The organism is Klebsiella sp. KPN54798, from assembly GCF_021184225.1.
Classification (GTDB): Bacteria; Pseudomonadota; Gammaproteobacteria; order Enterobacterales; family Enterobacteriaceae; genus Klebsiella; species Klebsiella pneumoniae.
Genome location: NZ_CP089234.1, coordinates 100280 through 117940, shown reverse-complemented (window position 1 = coordinate 117940; position 17661 = coordinate 100280). Strand labels below are relative to the sequence as shown.

The 17661-nt window shown below is 59.6% G+C and carries 14 protein-coding genes and 1 pseudogene; 9 read left to right on the top strand and 6 right to left on the bottom strand.

What is annotated here, in order from left to right:
* Window positions 1–2 precede the first annotated feature (2 nt).
* From recG to fpr, 3 genes are all read left to right on the top strand, one after another.
* Window positions 3–2084 carry an ATP-dependent DNA helicase RecG gene (recG, locus tag LPQ25_RS00575; RefSeq protein WP_004151504.1) on the top strand — a complete coding sequence of 694 codons (2082 nt, stop codon included), beginning with the start codon at window positions 3–5 and terminating at the stop codon, window positions 2082–2084.
* A gap of 48 nt (window positions 2085–2132) precedes the next feature.
* Window positions 2133–3143, top strand: coding sequence for a class II fructose-bisphosphatase (glpX, locus tag LPQ25_RS00570; RefSeq protein ID WP_002922903.1), 1011 nt, complete (start codon window positions 2133–2135; stop codon window positions 3141–3143).
* A gap of 150 nt (window positions 3144–3293) precedes the next feature.
* On the top strand, window positions 3294–4040 hold the full coding sequence (gene fpr / locus LPQ25_RS00565; RefSeq protein ID WP_014906769.1) for a ferredoxin--NADP(+) reductase: 747 nt from the start codon (window positions 3294–3296) through the stop codon (window positions 4038–4040).
* Here fpr and LPQ25_RS00560 read toward each other — a convergent pair whose 3' ends face one another.
* Entirely contained in the window at window positions 4041–4469 is a 429-nt protein-coding gene (locus tag LPQ25_RS00560) for a DUF805 domain-containing protein (protein WP_004901418.1), read from the bottom strand.
* Between the two features lie 112 nt (window positions 4470–4581).
* Here LPQ25_RS00560 and LPQ25_RS00555 point away from each other — a divergent pair, with 112 nt between their 5' ends.
* Window positions 4582–5184, top strand: a complete 603-nt coding sequence (locus LPQ25_RS00555; RefSeq protein WP_002922908.1) for a YiiQ family protein — start codon at window positions 4582–4584, stop codon at window positions 5182–5184.
* A 109-nt stretch (window positions 5185–5293) separates the two neighbouring features.
* Window positions 5294–6061, top strand: coding sequence for a triose-phosphate isomerase (gene tpiA / locus LPQ25_RS00550; RefSeq protein WP_002922909.1), 768 nt, complete (start codon window positions 5294–5296; stop codon window positions 6059–6061).
* A gap of 92 nt (window positions 6062–6153) precedes the next feature.
* Here the strand turns inward: tpiA and LPQ25_RS00545 are convergent, their stop codons facing one another.
* From LPQ25_RS00545 to zapB, 4 genes and pseudogenes are all read right to left on the bottom strand, one after another.
* Window positions 6154–7458 (bottom strand): SLC13 family permease, encoded by a 1305-nt coding sequence (locus LPQ25_RS00545; protein WP_014906768.1) that lies wholly within the window; start codon window positions 7456–7458, stop codon window positions 6154–6156.
* Between the two features lie 64 nt (window positions 7459–7522).
* Window positions 7523–8293, bottom strand: coding sequence for a CDP-diacylglycerol diphosphatase (locus LPQ25_RS00540; protein WP_014906767.1), 771 nt, complete (start codon window positions 8291–8293; stop codon window positions 7523–7525).
* Window positions 8294–8455: 162 nt separating this feature from the next.
* Window positions 8456–9444: pseudogene (locus tag LPQ25_RS00535) on the bottom strand (sulfate ABC transporter substrate-binding protein).
* A 151-nt stretch (window positions 9445–9595) separates the two neighbouring features.
* The gene (gene zapB, locus LPQ25_RS00530; RefSeq protein WP_004150222.1) at window positions 9596–9841 is read right to left on the bottom strand and encodes a septal ring assembly protein ZapB; all 246 of its coding nucleotides are present in this window, start codon (window positions 9839–9841) and stop codon (window positions 9596–9598) included.
* A 442-nt stretch (window positions 9842–10283) separates the two neighbouring features.
* Here zapB and LPQ25_RS00525 point away from each other — a divergent pair, with 442 nt between their 5' ends.
* Complete coding sequence (locus tag LPQ25_RS00525) at window positions 10284–11135, top strand: MIP/aquaporin family protein (RefSeq protein WP_002922941.1); 852 nt, start codon at window positions 10284–10286, stop codon at window positions 11133–11135.
* Window positions 11136–11156: 21 nt separating this feature from the next.
* Entirely contained in the window at window positions 11157–12668 is a 1512-nt protein-coding gene (gene glpK, locus LPQ25_RS00520; protein ID WP_002922944.1) for a glycerol kinase GlpK, read from the top strand.
* 114 nt (window positions 12669–12782) lie between these two features.
* On the opposite strand, the gene gltS is transcribed toward glpK, so the two are convergent.
* Window positions 12783–13985 carry a sodium/glutamate symporter gene (gltS, locus tag LPQ25_RS00515; RefSeq protein WP_002922948.1) on the bottom strand — a complete coding sequence of 401 codons (1203 nt, stop codon included), beginning with the start codon at window positions 13983–13985 and terminating at the stop codon, window positions 12783–12785.
* 284 nt (window positions 13986–14269) lie between these two features.
* On the opposite strand from gltS, the gene LPQ25_RS00510 reads away from it, so the two are divergent.
* Both LPQ25_RS00510 and LPQ25_RS00505 read left to right on the top strand, forming a co-directional pair.
* The gene (locus LPQ25_RS00510) at window positions 14270–15661 is read left to right on the top strand and encodes a nucleobase:cation symporter-2 family protein (protein WP_002922950.1); all 1392 of its coding nucleotides are present in this window, start codon (window positions 14270–14272) and stop codon (window positions 15659–15661) included.
* 140 nt (window positions 15662–15801) lie between these two features.
* Window positions 15802–17517, top strand: a complete 1716-nt coding sequence (locus tag LPQ25_RS00505; RefSeq protein ID WP_014906765.1) for an AsmA family protein — start codon at window positions 15802–15804, stop codon at window positions 17515–17517.
* Window positions 17518–17661: the final 144 nt, after the last annotated feature.

The following is a 17661-nucleotide window of genomic DNA, read 5'->3' as shown; positions in this document are numbered from 1 at the left end:
CAATGTCAGGCCGCCTGTTAGATGCCGTTCCGCTCAGTTCACTCACCGGTGTGGGCGCTGCGCAGAGCAGCAAACTGGCGAAGATTGGCCTGCATACGGTACAGGATCTGCTGCTGCACCTGCCTTTACGCTACGAAGATCGCACCCATCTTTACCCGATAGCCGAGCTGCTTCCCGGAGTTTATGCCACCGTGGAAGGTGAAGTGCTCAACAGCAATATCACCTTCGGCGGCCGGCGGATGATGACCTGCCAGATCAGCGATGGCACCGGCATCCTCACCATGCGCTTTTTCAACTTCAACGCGGCGATGAAAAACAGCCTCGCGACCGGTCGTCGGGTGCTGGCCTACGGTGAAGCCAAACGCGGGAAGTACGGCGCCGAGATGATCCACCCGGAATATCGCGTCCAGGGCGATATGAGCACCCCGGAGCTGCAGGAAACGTTAACCCCAGTCTATCCGACCACCGAAGGCATCAAGCAGGCGACCCTGCGCAAGCTCACCGATCAGGCGCTTGAGCTCCTGGAAACCTGCGCGATTAGCGAACTCCTCCCGCCGGAGCTGGCGCAGGGGATGATGAGCCTGCCGGAGGCGCTGCGTACGCTGCACCGCCCGCCTCCCTCCTTGCAACTTAGCGAGCTGGAAAGCGGCAAGCACCCGGCGCAGCAGCGTCTGATTCTGGAAGAGCTGCTGGCGCATAACCTCAGCATGCTGGCGCTGCGGGCAGGCGCCCAGCGCTATCACGCCCTGCCGCTCGGCGCCAACGATACCCTGAAAAACCAACTGCTGGCCTCCCTGCCCTTTAAGCCCACCGGCGCGCAGGCGCGGGTTACCGCCGAGATTGAACACGATATGGCGCTGGACGTGCCGATGATGCGCCTGGTGCAGGGCGACGTTGGCTCCGGTAAAACGCTGGTCGCTGCCCTGGCCGCCTTGCGCGCTATCGTCCACGGCAAACAGGTGGCGCTGATGGCGCCCACCGAACTGCTTGCCGAGCAGCATGCCAATAACTTCCGCAACTGGTTCGAACCGCTGGGCATAGAAGTCGGCTGGCTGGCGGGCAAACAGAAAGGCAAAGCCCGCCAGGCGCAGCAGGAGGCTATCGCCAGCGGCGAAGTGCAGATGATTGTCGGCACCCACGCCATCTTCCAGGAGCAGGTGCAGTTTAACGGCCTGGCGCTGGTGATTATTGACGAACAGCACCGCTTCGGCGTGCATCAGCGGCTGGCGCTGTGGGAGAAAGGTCAGCAGCAGGGATTCCACCCGCATCAGCTGATCATGACCGCCACGCCGATCCCCCGCACCCTGGCGATGACCGCCTACGCCGATCTGGACACCTCGATTATCGACGAGCTGCCGCCAGGCCGAACTCCGGTGACCACCGTCGCCATCCCCGACACCCGGCGCAGCGATATTATCGACCGCGTGCGCAACGCCTGTACCCATGAAGGTCGCCAGGCCTATTGGGTCTGTACGCTGATTGAAGAGTCCGATCTGCTGGAAGCCCAGGCGGCGGAAGCCACCTGGGAAGAGCTCAAACTGGCGCTGCCGGAGCTCAATATCGGCCTCGTCCACGGGCGGATGAAACCGGCGGAGAAGCAGGCCGTGATGCAGGCCTTCAAGCAGGGTGAGATGCATCTGCTGGTAGCCACCACGGTGATTGAAGTCGGCGTCGACGTGCCTAACTCAAGCCTGATGATTATCGAAAACCCGGAACGTCTGGGTCTGGCGCAGCTGCATCAGCTCAGAGGGCGCGTCGGGCGCGGCGCGGTCGCTTCCCACTGCGTGCTACTCTATAAATCGCCGCTCTCCAAAACGGCGCAGAAACGTCTGCAGGTCCTGCGCGACAGCAACGATGGTTTCGTCATTGCCCAGAAAGACCTCGAAATTCGCGGTCCCGGCGAGCTGCTCGGCACCCGCCAGACCGGCAACGCCGAATTTAAAGTGGCGGACTTACTGCGCGATCAGGCGATGATCCCCGATGTCCAGCGCATTGCTCGCCACATTCATGAACGCTATCCGCTGCAGGCCCAGGCGCTTATCGAGCGCTGGATGCCGGAAACCGAACGCTATTCCAACGCGTAGCGCGCTTTTGCCGCGCTGCGGGCAACTTTTCTACACAACGAGTGGATTATGAAACGAGAACTGGCCATCGAATTTTCGCGTGTCACCGAAGCCGCCGCGCTGGCGGGCTATAAATGGCTGGGCCGCGGCGATAAGAATACCGCCGACGGCGCAGCGGTTAACGCCATGCGCATTATGCTTAACCTCGTCAATATCGACGGCACCATCGTCATCGGCGAGGGCGAAATCGATGAAGCGCCGATGCTCTATATCGGCGAAAAAGTGGGTACCGGCAAGGGCGATGCGGTAGATATCGCCGTCGATCCCATCGAAGGCACCCGCATGACGGCGATGGGCCAGGCCAACGCCCTGGCGGTGATGGCGGTCGGCGATAAGGGCTGCTTCCTCAACGCGCCGGATATGTATATGGAAAAGCTGATCGTCGGCCCGGGCGCTAAAGGCGCTATCGATCTCAATCTGCCGCTGGAAGAGAACCTGCACAATATCGCCCGCGCCCTGAACAAGCCGCTGGGCGAGCTGACCGTCACCGTGCTGGCGAAACCGCGCCACGACGCGGTCATTGCCCAGCTGCAGCAGCTGGGCGTGCGCGTGTTCGCTATTCCCGATGGCGACGTCGCGGCCTCTATTCTCACCTGCATGCCGGATAGCGAAGTCGACGTACTGTACGGCATCGGCGGCGCGCCGGAAGGGGTGGTTTCCGCCGCGGTGATCCGCGCCCTCGACGGGGATATGCAGGGGCGCCTGCTGGCTCGCCACCACGTGAAGGGCGATAACGAAGAGAACCGCCGCATCGGTGAAAATGAGCTGGCGCGCTGCAAAACCATGGGCATTGAAGCGGGCAAAGTGCTGCGTCTGGATGAAATGGCGCGCAGCGATAACGTCGTCTTCTCCGCCACCGGGATCACCAAAGGCGATCTGCTGGACGGCATCACCCGCAAGGGCAACATGGCCACCACCGAGACGCTGCTGATCCGCGGCAAGTCGCGCACTATCCGTCGTATCCAGTCGATTCATTACCTCGACCGTAAAGATCCGGACATTCAGCAGCACATCCTGTAATACCGCTTTTTCTCTCCCAGGCAACCGTCCGCAGGCGGTTGCCCTGTTCTTCGTTTATATTTGATCAATAGAGCTTTCTTGCGCCTTCGGGGTGGAAATCTGGCTCGTCTGGACCGAAGATAAGGCATCGCTTGGCAACAGGAGAAGACGATGGCGGACTGGGTTAGCGGCAAAGTGACAAAAGTGGAGTACTGGACGGACGCCTTGTTCAGTTTATACGTGCGGGCGCCTGTTCATCCGTTTACCGCCGGGCAATTTACCAAGCTCGGGCTGGAAATCGACGGCGAACGCGTGCAGCGCGCCTACTCCTACGTCAACGCCCCCGGCAATCCCGACCTCGAGTTCTATTTGGTCACCGTCCCGGAAGGCAAGCTGAGCCCGCGTCTGGCGGCGCTGAAGCCGGGCGATGAAGTCCTGGTGGTGAGTGAAGCGGCAGGTTTCTTCGTCCTCGAGGAGGTACCGGATTGCGATACCCTGTGGATGCTGGCGACCGGCACTGCGCTGGGGCCGTACCTGTCAATTTTGCAGGAAGGCAAGGACCTTGAGCGCTTTAACAACCTGGTGCTGGTCCACGCCGTCCGCTACGCCGCGGACCTGAGCTATCTGCCGCTAATGCGCGAACTGGAGCAGCGCTATGCCGGCAAACTCCGTATTCAGACGGTGATCAGCCGCGAAACCGTGGAAGGCTCGCTGACCGGCCGGGTGCCGTTTCTGATTGAAACCGGCGCGCTGGAAGAGGCCGTCGGCCTGCCGATGACCACCGACACCAGCCATGTGATGCTGTGCGGCAACCCGCAAATGGTGCGCGATACCCAACAGCTGTTAAAAGAGACCCGGCAGATGACCAAACATCTGCGTCGCCGGCCGGGCCATATGACGGCGGAGCACTACTGGTAATCAGGCGTCCGCTTTCCAGCGCACGTCCTGGGTCTCCTTGCCGAACTTATTCTCGCCCTGGGTGCCGACAAACGCCCCCAGGTCGATCAGCATCATGACGATAATCAGCGTCGGCACAAAGCGCCCGACGCCCCACTGCCAGACCTGCGGCAACATCGACCAGTTCCCCGCCAGCAGCATCCACGCCAGAACCATCAGCAGCGCCCACAGCCCGGATTTGCCGCGATCGTGCAGCCGCTTGACCACCACCGCCGCCGTCGGCCACAGCAGGCAGACGATAATAAACGCCGCCGTCTGCAGGTTGAGCAGATTGCTGCCTGCCAGGGTAAACAGGGCGCTCATGGTCACCAGCCAGATGGCAATCCAGATCCAGAAATCGCGGCGGCCAATGCGCCCTTTAATTGAGAATAACCACTGCTGTAGGGTCATGCGTTTTTCCTTATCATCATCGTCTGCGTAGTTTACCCTGGCGTCGTGACTTTTTGACAAGCGCCGCGCTTCCCGATTTAATCGTCAGCAGGCAAAAAAAGGAACGACGGGCATGAAGAAGTGGACAATTTTGTGGTTAAGTGGGCTGATGGGCCTTGCCGTCGGCCCGCACGCGTTGTCCGCAGAGAGCGAATCGACGACCGCGGCAGCGCCCTACCTGCTCGCCGGCGCGCCGAGCTTTGACCAGTCGATCAGTCAGTTCCGCGAGAAATTCAATGCCGATAACCCAAAGCTGCCTCTGAACGAATTCCGTTCCATCGCCACCAGTCGCGATCGGGCTAACCTGACCCGCGCCGCCAGCAAAATTAACGAAAATCTCTATGCCTCCACCGCGCTGGAGCGCGGCACGCTGAAGATCAAATCCATGCAGATCACCTGGCTGCCGATCCAGGGGCCGGAGCAAAAGGCGGCCAGGACCAAAGCGCTGGAGTATATGAGCGCCATGATCCGCGCCTTCGTGCCGACTTTTAGCCAGGCGCAAAGCCAGCAAAAACTGCAGAAACTGCTGGCCGCCGGCAAGGGCAAGCGCTACTTCGCCGATACCGAAGGCGCCGTGCGCTATGTGGTGGCAGATCATGGGGAAAAGGGCCTGACCTTCGCCATTGAACCGATTAAGCTGGCGCTATCTGAAACGCTGGAAGGTAACAATAAATGACAAAAAGCAAAGCCTTTCCAGTGACGAGTCTCTATACTGTTTCACAGACCATGCTGCCCTCTGGGGCGGCTATATTCCTTAATTCGCTTAAGTAGCGTGGAGAATTAAAATGCGACATCCTTTAGTGATGGGTAACTGGAAACTGAACGGCAGCCGCCACATGGTAAACGAACTGGTTGCGAACCTGCGTACCGAGCTGGCTGGCGTAAGCGGCTGTGCAGTTGCCATCGCCCCGCCGGAAATGTATCTGGACCTGGCTAAGCGCGCGGCAGAAGGCAGCCACATTCACCTGGGCGCGCAGAACGTTGACGTGAACCTGTCCGGCGCATTCACCGGTGAAACCTCCGCCGAAATGCTGAAAGATATCGGCGCGCAGTACATCATCATCGGCCACTCCGAGCGTCGTACCTACCACAAAGAATCCGACGAGCTGATCGCGAAGAAATTCGCCGTGCTGAAAGAGCAGGGTCTGACCCCGGTTCTGTGCATCGGTGAAACCGAAGCCGAAAACGAAGCGGGCAAAACGGAAGAAGTTTGCGCGCGTCAGATCGACGCCGTGCTGAAAACTCAGGGCGCTGCCGCTTTCGAAGGCGTGGTTATCGCTTACGAACCAGTATGGGCTATCGGTACCGGCAAATCAGCGACCCCGGCTCAGGCGCAGGCGGTGCACAAATTCATCCGTGACCACATTGCTAAAGCTGACGCCAAAATCGCTGAGCAAGTGATCATCCAGTACGGCGGTTCCGTTAACGCTGGCAACGCCGCAGAGCTGTTCACCCAGCCGGACATCGACGGCGCGCTGGTTGGCGGCGCCTCCCTGAAAGCTGACGCTTTCGCGGTGATCGTTAAAGCAGCAGAAGCAGCGAAAAAAGCGTAATTCGCTTTTCCCGGTGGCGACACGCGACCGGGTTGACTGACAAAACGTGGGAGCCCGGCTTAGCACAGCGCAAGCCGGGCTTTCTTTTGCCGTTACAGTTTCCCCAACAGCTGATACCAGGCGTAGTCCAGCGGCAGTAAAATCAGATAACTCACCGCCGCCAGCGCCAGACACAGTTGCATCCCCGCCCTCGCCGGGACCTTGCCTAACCCCATCGCCACCACGATCGGCGACGCCTGATAGGGCAGCAGCGGCGTGGAATAGCCCAGCACCTGAATCATAATCACGCTTAGCAGCGGGAAGCCGGTGGCGTCGGCAAAGCTCTGGGCAAAGGTGGTATACAGCGCCGGCACGCCGTTGGCGGTCATAATAAAGTTCAGCGCGCTGGTTATCCCGGTCAGGGCGAGAAAGCTGGTGAAAGGATTGTCTTTATCCAGGGGCATCACCTGCAGCAGCGCATTGCCCACTGCGCCGCCAATCCCGGTTTGGGTGACGGCGATCGCTAGCCCCAGAATCCCGGCGACGTAAATGCAGGTGCGCATATTCACCCCGCTGGCAAACTCCTCGCCGTTGATAAAGCCCACCCGCGGCAGCAGCGTGATCACAGCCGCCGCCAGGCCGGTCCACGCCGGGCCGACGCCGTGCCAGCTCTCGGTCACCCATAGCGAGAGGACCACCGCCAGCAGCCACGCCAGACGTTTCTCGTCGCGGCTCATCGGCGGCAGCGGCGTCAGGTCGCGCGGTGGATACGGCTTGCCGGGAAACAGCCAACAAATCAGCGCCACCAGCACCGCCCCTTTCAGCCAGCCAAGCACCGGCGTATGCAGCAGTAAATAGGGAACATAATTCAGATGCATACCGTACGAGCCTTCCGCCGCGCCACTCATCACCAGATTCGGCACGTTGGCGGGCAAAATCGTCGCCGACAGCTGAAAGGTGCCGAACCCCACCGCCAGCGCCAGGCCGAACCAGCCGCGGCTACCGTCGGCAATGCCCGCGCGGCGGGCCATCGCCGCCACGATCGGCATCAGCAGCGCGATGCGCCCCATGTTGGAGGGCATCACGAACGCCAGGGCGTAGCTCAGGAGTACCACGCTGGCGACCATCCGCGGCCAGGAGTCGGTGAGCCTGGCCGACAGCGCCTGCGCCGCCCGGTCCGCCAGTCCTGTTTTACGGATGGCGATGCCGAGCACAAAGCCGCTGAACACCAGCCAGAACGCCGAAGAGGCAAAGCCGCCGAAGATCACCTCCGGCGGAGCGATTTTCGCCATCATTGCCGCTGCGAAGAACAGCAGCGCGGTGATAAATTCCGGCAGCAGCGACGTCGCCCAGAGCACGATGGTGACGCCGACAATCAATGAAGGAAGGAACAGCGGGTGGGTAAGCCAGAGCGACATGCCTGTCTCCTGTCGTTTTTTTCAGCAAGAATACGACGACAGGTAAGACAGGTAAACGCCAGAACTAGTGGTTTGCGTTAAGGATGGCGCAGCGATGATCCTGAATTTCTTCCGCTGAAGCCCGGTTCAGGGTCAGCAGGTTACGCTCCGTCGCCAGCAGCACCAGCGAGCCGTCGCTCTGTTGCGCCATTGCCAGCGCGAAGCGTCCCATATGTTCACGCGCCTCCGGCACCTCTTCCGCCAGCATCAGGAACGGGCTACGCTGGGCCAGCTCCGCCTCCGTCACCCGGCGCGCCAGGTATTCGTGGCCCTGAAGCCCGCCCGGTAGCGGCAGCCAGCGGCTGCTGATCGCTGCGGCATCCTTATCTAACTGCGCGCGCACATCGGGGCGCAGGCAGGAGATATGAATATGGAAATGGTTTTGCGTACGTCCACTGCGCGAGTTGATCGCCAGCGATACCGCGTTATCAGGAACCGGCGCGCCGTGGCGCTGGCTCATGATTTCACGCCCCTGCCAGGCCTGCCAGAAAAAGTTCGGCGTCAACGGATCCAGCAGCAGCGGGCTTTCGGTGCCGTTGATGCGGTAGGTCGGCATCAGCAAATACTGCAGCGGGCCGTTACGGTCTTTAAACAGCACATAGCCGCCCTTGAGGTTCACTTCCGCGCACGGCGACGGGTTTTGCTGCTGTTGCTGATGGGGTACGCACTGCTGCAGGACAATCTTGCGTAATGCGTCCGGGTTGCCAGAGTGCAGCCAGTAGTAGCCGCCCGCCAGCGCCGCGAGGATCGCCACCAGCAGCGCCAGCAAAAAGTATCTTACTCTTCTCATTTTCATTCCCTGTTAAGCCTGAAGCGGAAGAGTAGCGTAATTTGATGACTAAATGAAAACAGATGGTGGACGGGGCGTTATCCCGGGTAGCGGCTGACGCCTTACCCGGGCTACGCACCGCGCAAAACTGTAGCCCTGCTAAGCGTAGCGCAAGCAGGGACAAGAGAATTAACGCTGGCTAATCTGGTCGAAGGTGCCGCCGTTGGAGAAGTGCTCTTTCTGCGCTTTCGTCCAGCCGCCGAACTCCTGATCGATGGTAAACAGCTTCAGTTTCGGGAATTCGTTAGCATATTTCTTCGCCACATTCGGATCGCGCGGCGGTAGAAGTTCTTCGCCGCAATCTCCTGGCCTTCCGGCGAGTAGAGATACTTCAGGTACGCTTCCGCCACCTGGCGCGTGCCTTTCTTATCCACCACTTTGTCGACCACCGAGACGGTCGGCTCAGCCAGAATCGACTCACTCGGGGTCACGATTTCAAACTTGTCTTTGCCCAGTTCGTTGGTCGCCAGCAGCGCTTCGTTTTCCCAGGCGATCAGTACGTCGCCGATGCCGCGTTCTACGAAGGTATTGGTCGAACCGCGCGCGCCGGAGTCCAGCACTTCCACGTTTTTATACAGCGCCTTGACGAATTCCTGGGCTTTCGCCTGGTCGCCGTGATTCTGATGCAGAGCATAGCCCCAGGCCGCCAGGTAGTTCCAGCGGGCGCCGCCGGAGCTTTTCGGGTTCGGGGTAATGACCGACACGCCCGGTTTGATCAGATCGTTCCAGTCATGGATCTGTTTCGGATTGCCCTTGCGGACGAGGAACACGATGGTGGAGGTATACGGCGCAGAGTTATCCGGCAGGCGTTTCAGCCAGTTTTTATCGATGCGGCCGCGTTCGGCAATAGCGTCGACATCGTAGGCCAGCGCCAGCGTGACCACATCCGCTTCAATACCGTTAATCACCGAGGTCGCCTGTTTGCCAGAGCCACCATGCGACTGGCGGATCACCACGTTGTCGCCGGTCTCCTGCTTCCAGTGTGCGCTAAACGCTTTGTTGTACTGTTCGTACAGCTCGCGCGTTGGATCATAAGATACGTTTAATAGCTGAATGTCTTTTGCCAGAACGCTGGCGGATGCCAGCAACAGAGTTAACCCTACGCCCCACTTATTCATCGCACCGCTCTCTTTATGTGTGTTGTGATGGGTTAAGCGTGCCAGAAAGCGATTCAATGATTAAAGAATAAAAAAAGATTGGCTATAACTTGCGGGTATAAAGACGCGAGTAAGGATGACCCCCTCCCGGGCGGGAGAGGGCGCGAAGCGATTAGACTTCTTCCATGCGACCCAGCAGCGCCTGCAGACGTTCCTGCCAGCCCTGCTGCTGCTCTTTCAGCTGGCTGTTTTCGCGCTCCAGCTCTTCACGACCATGCTGCGCGCTCTGAACTTCCTGCACCAGGGTGTTGTTCTTTTCTTTCAGCTCTTCGATTTCCATCTGCAACAGAGTGATGGTATCAATCGCCTGCTGAACCTTAGATTCTAATTTCTCAAACACTTCTAATGACATCGTCATACCTCTCCTGAACTTGCAAGGCGTTGATAGAAACTCGTGTTTCGTATACGCGGTCCCGCCTTAACGAAAATTAGCGCACATAGCGGTGTTATCGTCGATTGTATGAATCCCCGCCGCCCCTGTCCAGCGGCAAGCCGCGTAGATTGCGGTTTGCAACACTTTTCAGTCTTTACCTGGTGCTTTCAGCGCAGTTCGCTCGTAGTTCATGGGTCAATGTTAATTTTATGGTTAACAAAATGCGTGGTGAAACGCTCCGGCAGCGCTCTCGATGCGCGCAAATGGCGCGAAAACGCTCATTTTCTTGACGAGGTACACACATTTGAAGTTCGATATTTCTCGTTTTTGCTCGTTAACGATAAATTAACACTATGCCTACATGGCAATATGGTCGTCTGTGACCACCCTACATACAATAATCATCACCACGCTTCAGGATTCGATTATGAGCCAAACATCAACCTTAAAAGGCCAGTGCATCGCAGAGTTCCTCGGTACCGGGTTGTTGATCTTTTTCGGCGTTGGGTGCGTGGCTGCGCTCAAGGTCGCGGGAGCCAGCTTCGGACAATGGGAAATCAGCATCATCTGGGGTCTGGGCGTCGCCATGGCGATCTACCTGACCGCCGGGGTCTCCGGTGCGCACCTTAACCCAGCGGTGACTATCGCGCTGTGGCTGTTCGCCTGCTTCGAAGGCCGCAAAGTGGTTCCTTTTATTATTTCGCAATTCGCTGGCGCCTTTTGCGCTGCGGCATTAGTTTACGGGCTTTACTACAATCTTTTCCTCGATTATGAAACCACCCACCATATGATTCGCGGCAGCGTGGAAAGCCTCGATCTGGCCGGCATTTTCTCCACTTACCCGAACCCGCACATCAATTTTGTGCAGGCCTTCGCGGTAGAGATGGTGATTACCGCTATCCTGATGGGCGTCATCCTGGCGCTGACCGACGATGGCAACGGCATACCGCGCGGCCCGCTGGCCCCTCTGCTGATTGGCCTGCTGATTGCGGTGATTGGCGCCTCCATGGGACCGCTGACCGGCTTCGCCATGAACCCGGCGCGTGACATCGGCCCGAAAGCCTTCGCCTGGCTGGCGGGGTGGGGTGACGTCGCCTTCACCGGCGGCAAAGATATTCCTTATTTCCTGGTGCCGCTGTGCGCACCGGTGGTCGGCGCGGCGCTGGGCGCATTCAGCTATCGTAAGCTGATTGGCCGTCACCTGCCTTGCGACACCTGCGTGGAGGAAGAGCAACAGAGCCCCTCCTCTTCCACCGCTCAACATAAAGCTTCGCTGTAATCTGACTACGGGACACCGACTATGACCGACAAAAAATATATCGTTGCGCTTGACCAGGGCACTACCAGCTCCCGGGCCGTTGTGATGGATCATGATGCCAATATCGTCAGCGTCTCCCAGCGAGAATTTGAACAGATTTATCCTAAGCCAGGCTGGGTCGAACACGACCCGATGGAAATCTGGGCTTCCCAAAGCTCGACGCTGGTCGAAGCGCTGGCCAAAGCGGATATCAACTCCGATCAGATCGCGGCCATCGGCATCACCAATCAGCGTGAGACCGTGGTGGTGTGGGAGCGAGAGACCGGTAAACCCATCTACAACGCTATCGTCTGGCAGTGCCGCCGTACCGCGGAGATCTGCGAGCAGCTCAAGCGTGACGGGATGGAAGAGTATATCCGCAAGGCCACAGGCCTGGTGGTGGACCCGTACTTCTCCGGCACCAAGGTGAAATGGATCCTCGACCATGTCGAAGGTTCCCGTGAGCGTGCGAAGCGCGGCGAGCTGCTGTTCGGCACCGTTGACACCTGGCTTATCTGGAAGATGACCCAGGGCCGCGTGCACGTCACCGACTACACCAACGCCTCGCGTACCATGCTGTTCAACATCCACGACCTCGACTGGGACGACAAGATGCTCGACGCGCTGGACATTCCGCGCGCCATGCTGCCGGAAGTGCGCAAGTCTTCCGAAGTGTACGGCCAGACCAACATCGGTGGTAAAGGCGGGACCCGTATTCCTATCGCCGGGATCGCCGGTGACCAGCAGGCGGCCCTGTTCGGCCAGCTGTGCGTCAAGGAAGGGATGGCGAAAAACACCTACGGCACCGGCTGCTTTATGCTGATGAATACCGGCGAAAAAGCGGTCACCTCCACCCACGGTCTGCTGACCACCATCGCCTGCGGCCCGCGCGGCGAGGTGAACTACGCTCTGGAAGGGGCGGTGTTTATGGCCGGCGCGTCTATTCAGTGGCTGCGCGACGAGATGAAGCTCATCAGCGATGCCTTCGACTCCGAGTACTTCGCCACCAAAGTGAAGGATACCAACGGCGTGTACGTGGTACCCGCGTTCACCGGTCTTGGCGCACCGTACTGGGACCCGTATGCCCGCGGCGCGATTTTCGGCCTCACCCGCGGCGTGAACTCCAACCACATTATCCGTGCGACGCTGGAGTCCATCGCCTTTCAGACCCGCGACGTGCTGGAGGCGATGCAGGCTGACTCCGGCATTCGTCTGCACGCCCTGCGCGTAGACGGCGGCGCGGTGGCTAACAACTTCCTGATGCAGTTCCAGTCCGATATCCTCGGCACCCGTGTCGAGCGTCCGGAAGTACGCGAAGTGACGGCGCTGGGCGCGGCCTATCTGGCCGGTCTGGCGGTCGGTTTCTGGCAGAATCTGGATGAACTGCAGGAGAAAGCGGTGATTGAGCGCGAATTCCGCCCGGGGATTGAAACTACTGAGCGTAACTATCGTTACAGCGGCTGGAAGAAAGCGGTGAAACGCGCGTTAGCGTGGGAAGAGCACGACGAAGCGTAAGATTGTGAAGTTATTCCCGGCTTGCGGCGTAAACGCCTTAGCCGGGCTACAAAACCCCAAACAGCACGATCTTGTAGCCCGGACAGGTGCGCAGCACCGCCTCCGGGTTTTTTATCAACCAAACATCGGCAGCAGCAGGTACAGCTTAATCACCAGCGCGTTGACGATATCGATAAAGAACGCCCCCACCATCGGCACTACCAGGAAGGCCATATGCGATGGCCCGAAACGGTCGGTAATCGCCTGCATATTGGCGATCGCCGTCGGCGTTGCCCCCAGGCCAAATCCGCAATGCCCGGCTGCCAGCACCGCGGCATCGTAGTTTTTGCCCATCATCCGATAGGTGACGAACACCGCATACAGCGCCATCGCCAGCGCCTGCACCGCCAGGATAATAATCATCGGCAGCGCCAGCGAGGCCAACTCCCACAGCTTGAGGCTCATCAGCGCCATGGCGAGGAACAGCGACAGGCTGACGTTGCCCAACACCGATACCGCGCGATCGAACACCCGATACAACCCCGCCAGCGCCAGGCTGTTGCTGAGGATCACGCCGATAAACAGCACGCAGACGAAGGTCGGCAGCTCGAAGACGCTCCCCGCCAGCAGTTGCGCAACCACCTTGCCCAGCGTCAGACAGATGGCGATCAGGGCGATACTTTCGATCAGCACCAGCGAGGTGATCACCCGCCCCACGTCCGGCTTTTCAAAGGCGGTTGGCGCCACCTGATCGTCCGGTGTCCCGTCCGGTGAGGAAGAGTGCTTCACCAGATAACGCGCCACCGGGCCGCCGATCAGGCCGCCCAGCACCAGGCCGAAAGTCGCGCAGGCCATCGCCACCTCGGTGGCGTTGGCAAAACCGTAGCGCTCAACGAACAGCTTACTCCACGCCGCCCCGGTGCCGTGGCCGCCGGATAAGGTAATCGACCCGGCCAGCAGACCCATTAGCGGATCCAGCCCCAGCAGCGTCGCCATGCCGATACCGAGGGCGTTCTGCAGCAGCAGCAGGCCAACCACCACGATCAGGAAAGTGCCCAGCACCTTGCCGCCGGCCCGCAGGCTGGCGAGGTTGGCGTTAAGACCGATGGTGGCGAAGAACGCCAGCATCAGCGGATCTTTCAGACTCATATCGAAATCAATTTCGATATCCATGCTTTTTTTCAGCGCCAGCAGCGCCAGCGCCACCAGCAGACCGCCGGCAACGGGTTCAGGAATAGTGTATTTCTTAAGGAAGGGAACGGTTTGTACGAGTTTTCTGCCGAGTAACAGCACGAGCGTTGCGGCAACGAGCGTCGATAAGGTATCGAGATGAAACATAAAAAGCTCCTTATGGGCGCATGATCCATTCACACGCGACGATATTCCTGGTGTCTTTAGCTTCTCATCATGAGGAGTCAGAGGGGGATTTTACGCAGAACGGCGGAAAAATTGACAGAAAAAGATATTTTGTATCCTGAATGATGCGATTTAGCATACAAAATGTTAATTATCTCGTTGCGCATATTCACGGTATAAATTTTTATGAGCAAACGCTGGCAAACGTTTGCTTTTGGTCTACAGTCCGATAAAATTCCCGCTTTGCCACCTTGGGATTGCTTGTGATGTCCGTTAACACCGCAGAGTCAGAAAATGCGCAACCGGTTGCGCATAAACCAGCCAGCGAATTAATCTACCGCCTCGAAGATCGCCCGCCGCTACCGCAAACCCTGTTCGCCGCCTTCCAGCACCTGCTGGCGATGTTTGTCGCGGTGATCACCCCGGCGCTGTTAATCTGCCAGGCTCTCGGTCTCCCGGCGCAAGATACCCAACATATCATCAGCATGTCGCTGTTCGCCTCCGGCGTCGCCTCTATTATTCAGATCAAAGCCTGGGGCCCGGTCGGCTCCGGACTGCTCTCCATCCAGGGCACCAGCTTCAACTTTGTCGCCCCGCTGATCATGGGCGGTACCGCCTTGAAAACCGGCGGCGCCGACGTCCCCACCATGATGGCCGCCCTCTTCGGCACCCTGATGCTGGCCAGCTGCACCGAAATGGTCCTCTCCCGGATCCTGCACCTGGCGCGCCGTATCATTACCCCGCTGGTTTCCGGCGTGGTGGTGATGATTATCGGCCTGTCGCTGATTCAGGTCGGACTGACCTCCATCGGCGGCGGCTACGCGGCGATGGCCGACCACACCTTTGGTGCGCCGAAAAATCTGCTGCTGGCGGGTATCGTGCTGGCGCTGATTATTATCCTCAACCGCCAGCGCAACCCGTACCTGCGCATCGCCTCGCTAGTGATTGCCATGGCTGCCGGTTATCTGGCGGCGTGGTTCCTCGATATGCTGCCAGCCAACACCGCCCCGACCAACAGCAGCCTCATCACCGTCCCGACGCCGCTCTATTATGGCCTCGGCATCGACTGGAGTCTGCTGCTGCCCCTGATGCTGGTGTTTATGATCACCTCCCTGGAAACCATCGGCGATATCACCGCCACCTCCGACGTCTCCGAACAGCCGGTTTCGGGTCCGCTGTATATGAAGCGCCTGAAAGGCGGCGTGCTGGCTAACGGCCTGAACTCCTTCGTTTCCGCGGTCTTCAACACCTTCCCGAACTCCTGCTTCGGCCAGAACAACGGCGTGATCCAGCTGACCGGGGTCGCCAGCCGCTACGTCGGCTTTGTGGTTGCCCTGATGCTGATCGTCCTCGGCCTGTTCCCGGCGGTGAGCGGCTTTGTCCAGCATATCCCTGAGCCAGTGCTCGGCGGCGCCACGCTGGTGATGTTCGGCACCATCGCCGCGTCCGGCGTGCGCATCGTCTCCCGTGAACCGCTGAACCGTCGGGCAATCCTGATTATCGCTCTGTCGCTGGCGGTAGGCCTCGGCGTGTCGCAGCAGCCGCTGATCCTGCAGTTCGCCCCGGACTGGCTGAAAAACCTGCTTTCCTCCGGGATTGCCGCCGGCGGTATCACGGCGATTGTTCTGAATTTAATTTTCCCGCCAGAAAAGGCGTGATCTCATGCGTTCCCGGTCGCGCATCGGCCGGGACGTCCTCCAACCACCAGCCCCATCACGGAAATAAACCACGCCTGCCTTGAGAAGTGCGCCTAAATCGGGCATAACACGGTGATGTGCATCTCACAGAATGGAAGACCATGAAATTTCTTGGAAAGCTGATTCTCTGGCTGCTAGTCGCTCTGCTGCTCGTCATTATTGGCGCGTGGTTCCTGCTGCAAACCCACTGGGGCGCCCGCCAGGCCAGCGCCTGGCTCAGCAATGGCACCGGCTGGCAGGTCTCCTTCGATGAGATGGAGCACGATTTCTCCTCCCCCCTTCATGTGCAGTTGCGAAACGTCACCTTTGGTCGGGAAGGCAAGCCTGCCACTTTGGTGGCAAAAACGGTCGACATTGGCTTCAGCACCCGCCAGTTTAGCGATCCGCTGCATGCGGATGAGATAGTCCTTAACGACGGCACTCTGAATCTGTCACCCCACTCTGCAGACCTACCGTTCGCTGCCGACCGGCTGATGTTGCGCAATATGGCTTTCAACAGCCCGGAAACCGGCTGGGCGCTCAGCGCGCAGCGCGTCACCGGCGGCGTCAGCCCATGGACGCCGGAGGCGGGCAATGTGCTGGGGAAAACGGCGCAGATCCAGATGAGCGCGGGCTCGATGACGCTCAATGGCGTCGAAGCCAGCAACGTTCTGATTCAGGGTAAGATTGATCAGGGCGAGGTCACCCTCTCCACCCTCGGCGCCGATGTCGCCCGCGGCACCTTAACTGGCAATGCCAAACGCAGCGCCGATGGCAGCTGGCGGGTGGATAACCTCCAGCTCAACGAGATTCGACTGCAGAGCCCCGCCTCGCTGGCCGAGTTTTTCGCGCCGTTAACCACGGTCCCCTCTCTGCAGATTGGCCGCCTGGACATCACCGACGCCCGCCTGCAGGGACCGGACTGGGCGGTAACCGACCTCGACCTGAGCCTGCGCAACCTGACCCTTAGCCACGGCGGCTGGCAGAGCGAGGACGGCACGCTGTCGATGAACGCCAGCGAATTTATCTACGGTTCGCTGCACTTCTTCGACCCGATCCTCAATGCTGAATTCTCTCCCCAGGGCATTGCGCTGCGCCAGTTCACTTCGCGCTGGGAGGGCGGCATGGTGCGCACCTCCGGCAACTGGCTGCGCGCCGGGAACGCCCTGGTGCTCGACGACACCGCCTTCGCCGGACTGGAGTACACGCTGCCGGCGAACTGGAAACAGCTGTGGATGACGCCGCTGCCAGCCTGGCTGCAAAGCCTGACGCTGAAAAAATTCAGCGCCAGCCGCAATCTGATCATCGATGTGGACCCTGCTTTCCCGTGGCAAATTACCGCCCTCGATGGCTATGGCGGCGAGCTACAGCTGGTGAAAAACGGCAGCTGGGGAGTATGGAACGGCAGCGCGACGCTGAACGCCGCGGCGGCGACTTTCAACCGGATCGACGTGCGCCGCCCATCACTCAAACTGAACGCCACAGCCTCGACGGTCAATATCACTGAGCTTAGCGCCTTCACCGAGCGCGGCATTTTGCAGGCCACCGCCGCGGTATCCCAGCTGCCGCAGCGCCAGGTCAATCTGAGCTTCAGCGGCCGCGGCGTGCCGCTGAATATTCTGCAGGCCTGGGGCTGGCCGTCGCTACCTATAAGCGGGGATGGCAATCTCCAGCTGACCGCCAGCGGCAGCGTGCAGGCCGATGCCCCGCTCAAACCGACGATCAACGGGCAGCTCAGCGCCGTGAATATGGAGAAACAGCAGGTGGCGCAAATCATGCGCAACGGCGAGGTCAGCCCCGCCCCCGCCGCGCCAGCGCCCGCTCCCGTCACCCCATAGCGATGCCCATTCCCTCTCCTCTATGGGGAGAGGGATTGCTTCCCGGCAAAACTCCACTCTGACTACTCTCTCCCTTTCAGGGAGAGAGTTGGGGTGCGAGTCCTGAAACCTGTGCGCAATACGCGGCTATCTGTACCTATTTAG

Excerpts from the sequence above, each read along its gene's own strand:
- recG (WP_004151504.1), top strand. The coding sequence starts at position 3 with ATGTCAGGCCGCCTGTTAGATGCCGTTCCGCTCAGTTCACTCACCGGT.
- glpX (WP_002922903.1), top strand. The coding sequence starts at position 2,133 with ATGAAACGAGAACTGGCCATCGAATTTTCGCGTGTCACCGAAGCCGCC.
- fpr (WP_014906769.1), top strand. The coding sequence starts at position 3,294 with ATGGCGGACTGGGTTAGCGGCAAAGTGACAAAAGTGGAGTACTGGACG.
- LPQ25_RS00560 (WP_004901418.1), bottom strand. The coding sequence starts at position 4,469 with ATGACCCTACAGCAGTGGTTATTCTCAATTAAAGGGCGCATTGGCCGC.
- LPQ25_RS00555 (WP_002922908.1), top strand. The coding sequence starts at position 4,582 with ATGAAGAAGTGGACAATTTTGTGGTTAAGTGGGCTGATGGGCCTTGCC.
- tpiA (WP_002922909.1), top strand. The coding sequence starts at position 5,294 with ATGCGACATCCTTTAGTGATGGGTAACTGGAAACTGAACGGCAGCCGC.
- LPQ25_RS00545 (WP_014906768.1), bottom strand. The coding sequence starts at position 7,458 with ATGTCGCTCTGGCTTACCCACCCGCTGTTCCTTCCTTCATTGATTGTC.
- LPQ25_RS00540 (WP_014906767.1), bottom strand. The coding sequence starts at position 8,293 with ATGAAAATGAGAAGAGTAAGATACTTTTTGCTGGCGCTGCTGGTGGCG.
- zapB (WP_004150222.1), bottom strand. The coding sequence starts at position 9,841 with ATGACGATGTCATTAGAAGTGTTTGAGAAATTAGAATCTAAGGTTCAG.
- LPQ25_RS00525 (WP_002922941.1), top strand. The coding sequence starts at position 10,284 with ATGAGCCAAACATCAACCTTAAAAGGCCAGTGCATCGCAGAGTTCCTC.
- glpK (WP_002922944.1), top strand. The coding sequence starts at position 11,157 with ATGACCGACAAAAAATATATCGTTGCGCTTGACCAGGGCACTACCAGC.
- gltS (WP_002922948.1), bottom strand. The coding sequence starts at position 13,985 with ATGTTTCATCTCGATACCTTATCGACGCTCGTTGCCGCAACGCTCGTG.
- LPQ25_RS00510 (WP_002922950.1), top strand. The coding sequence starts at position 14,270 with ATGTCCGTTAACACCGCAGAGTCAGAAAATGCGCAACCGGTTGCGCAT.
- LPQ25_RS00505 (WP_014906765.1), top strand. The coding sequence starts at position 15,802 with ATGAAATTTCTTGGAAAGCTGATTCTCTGGCTGCTAGTCGCTCTGCTG.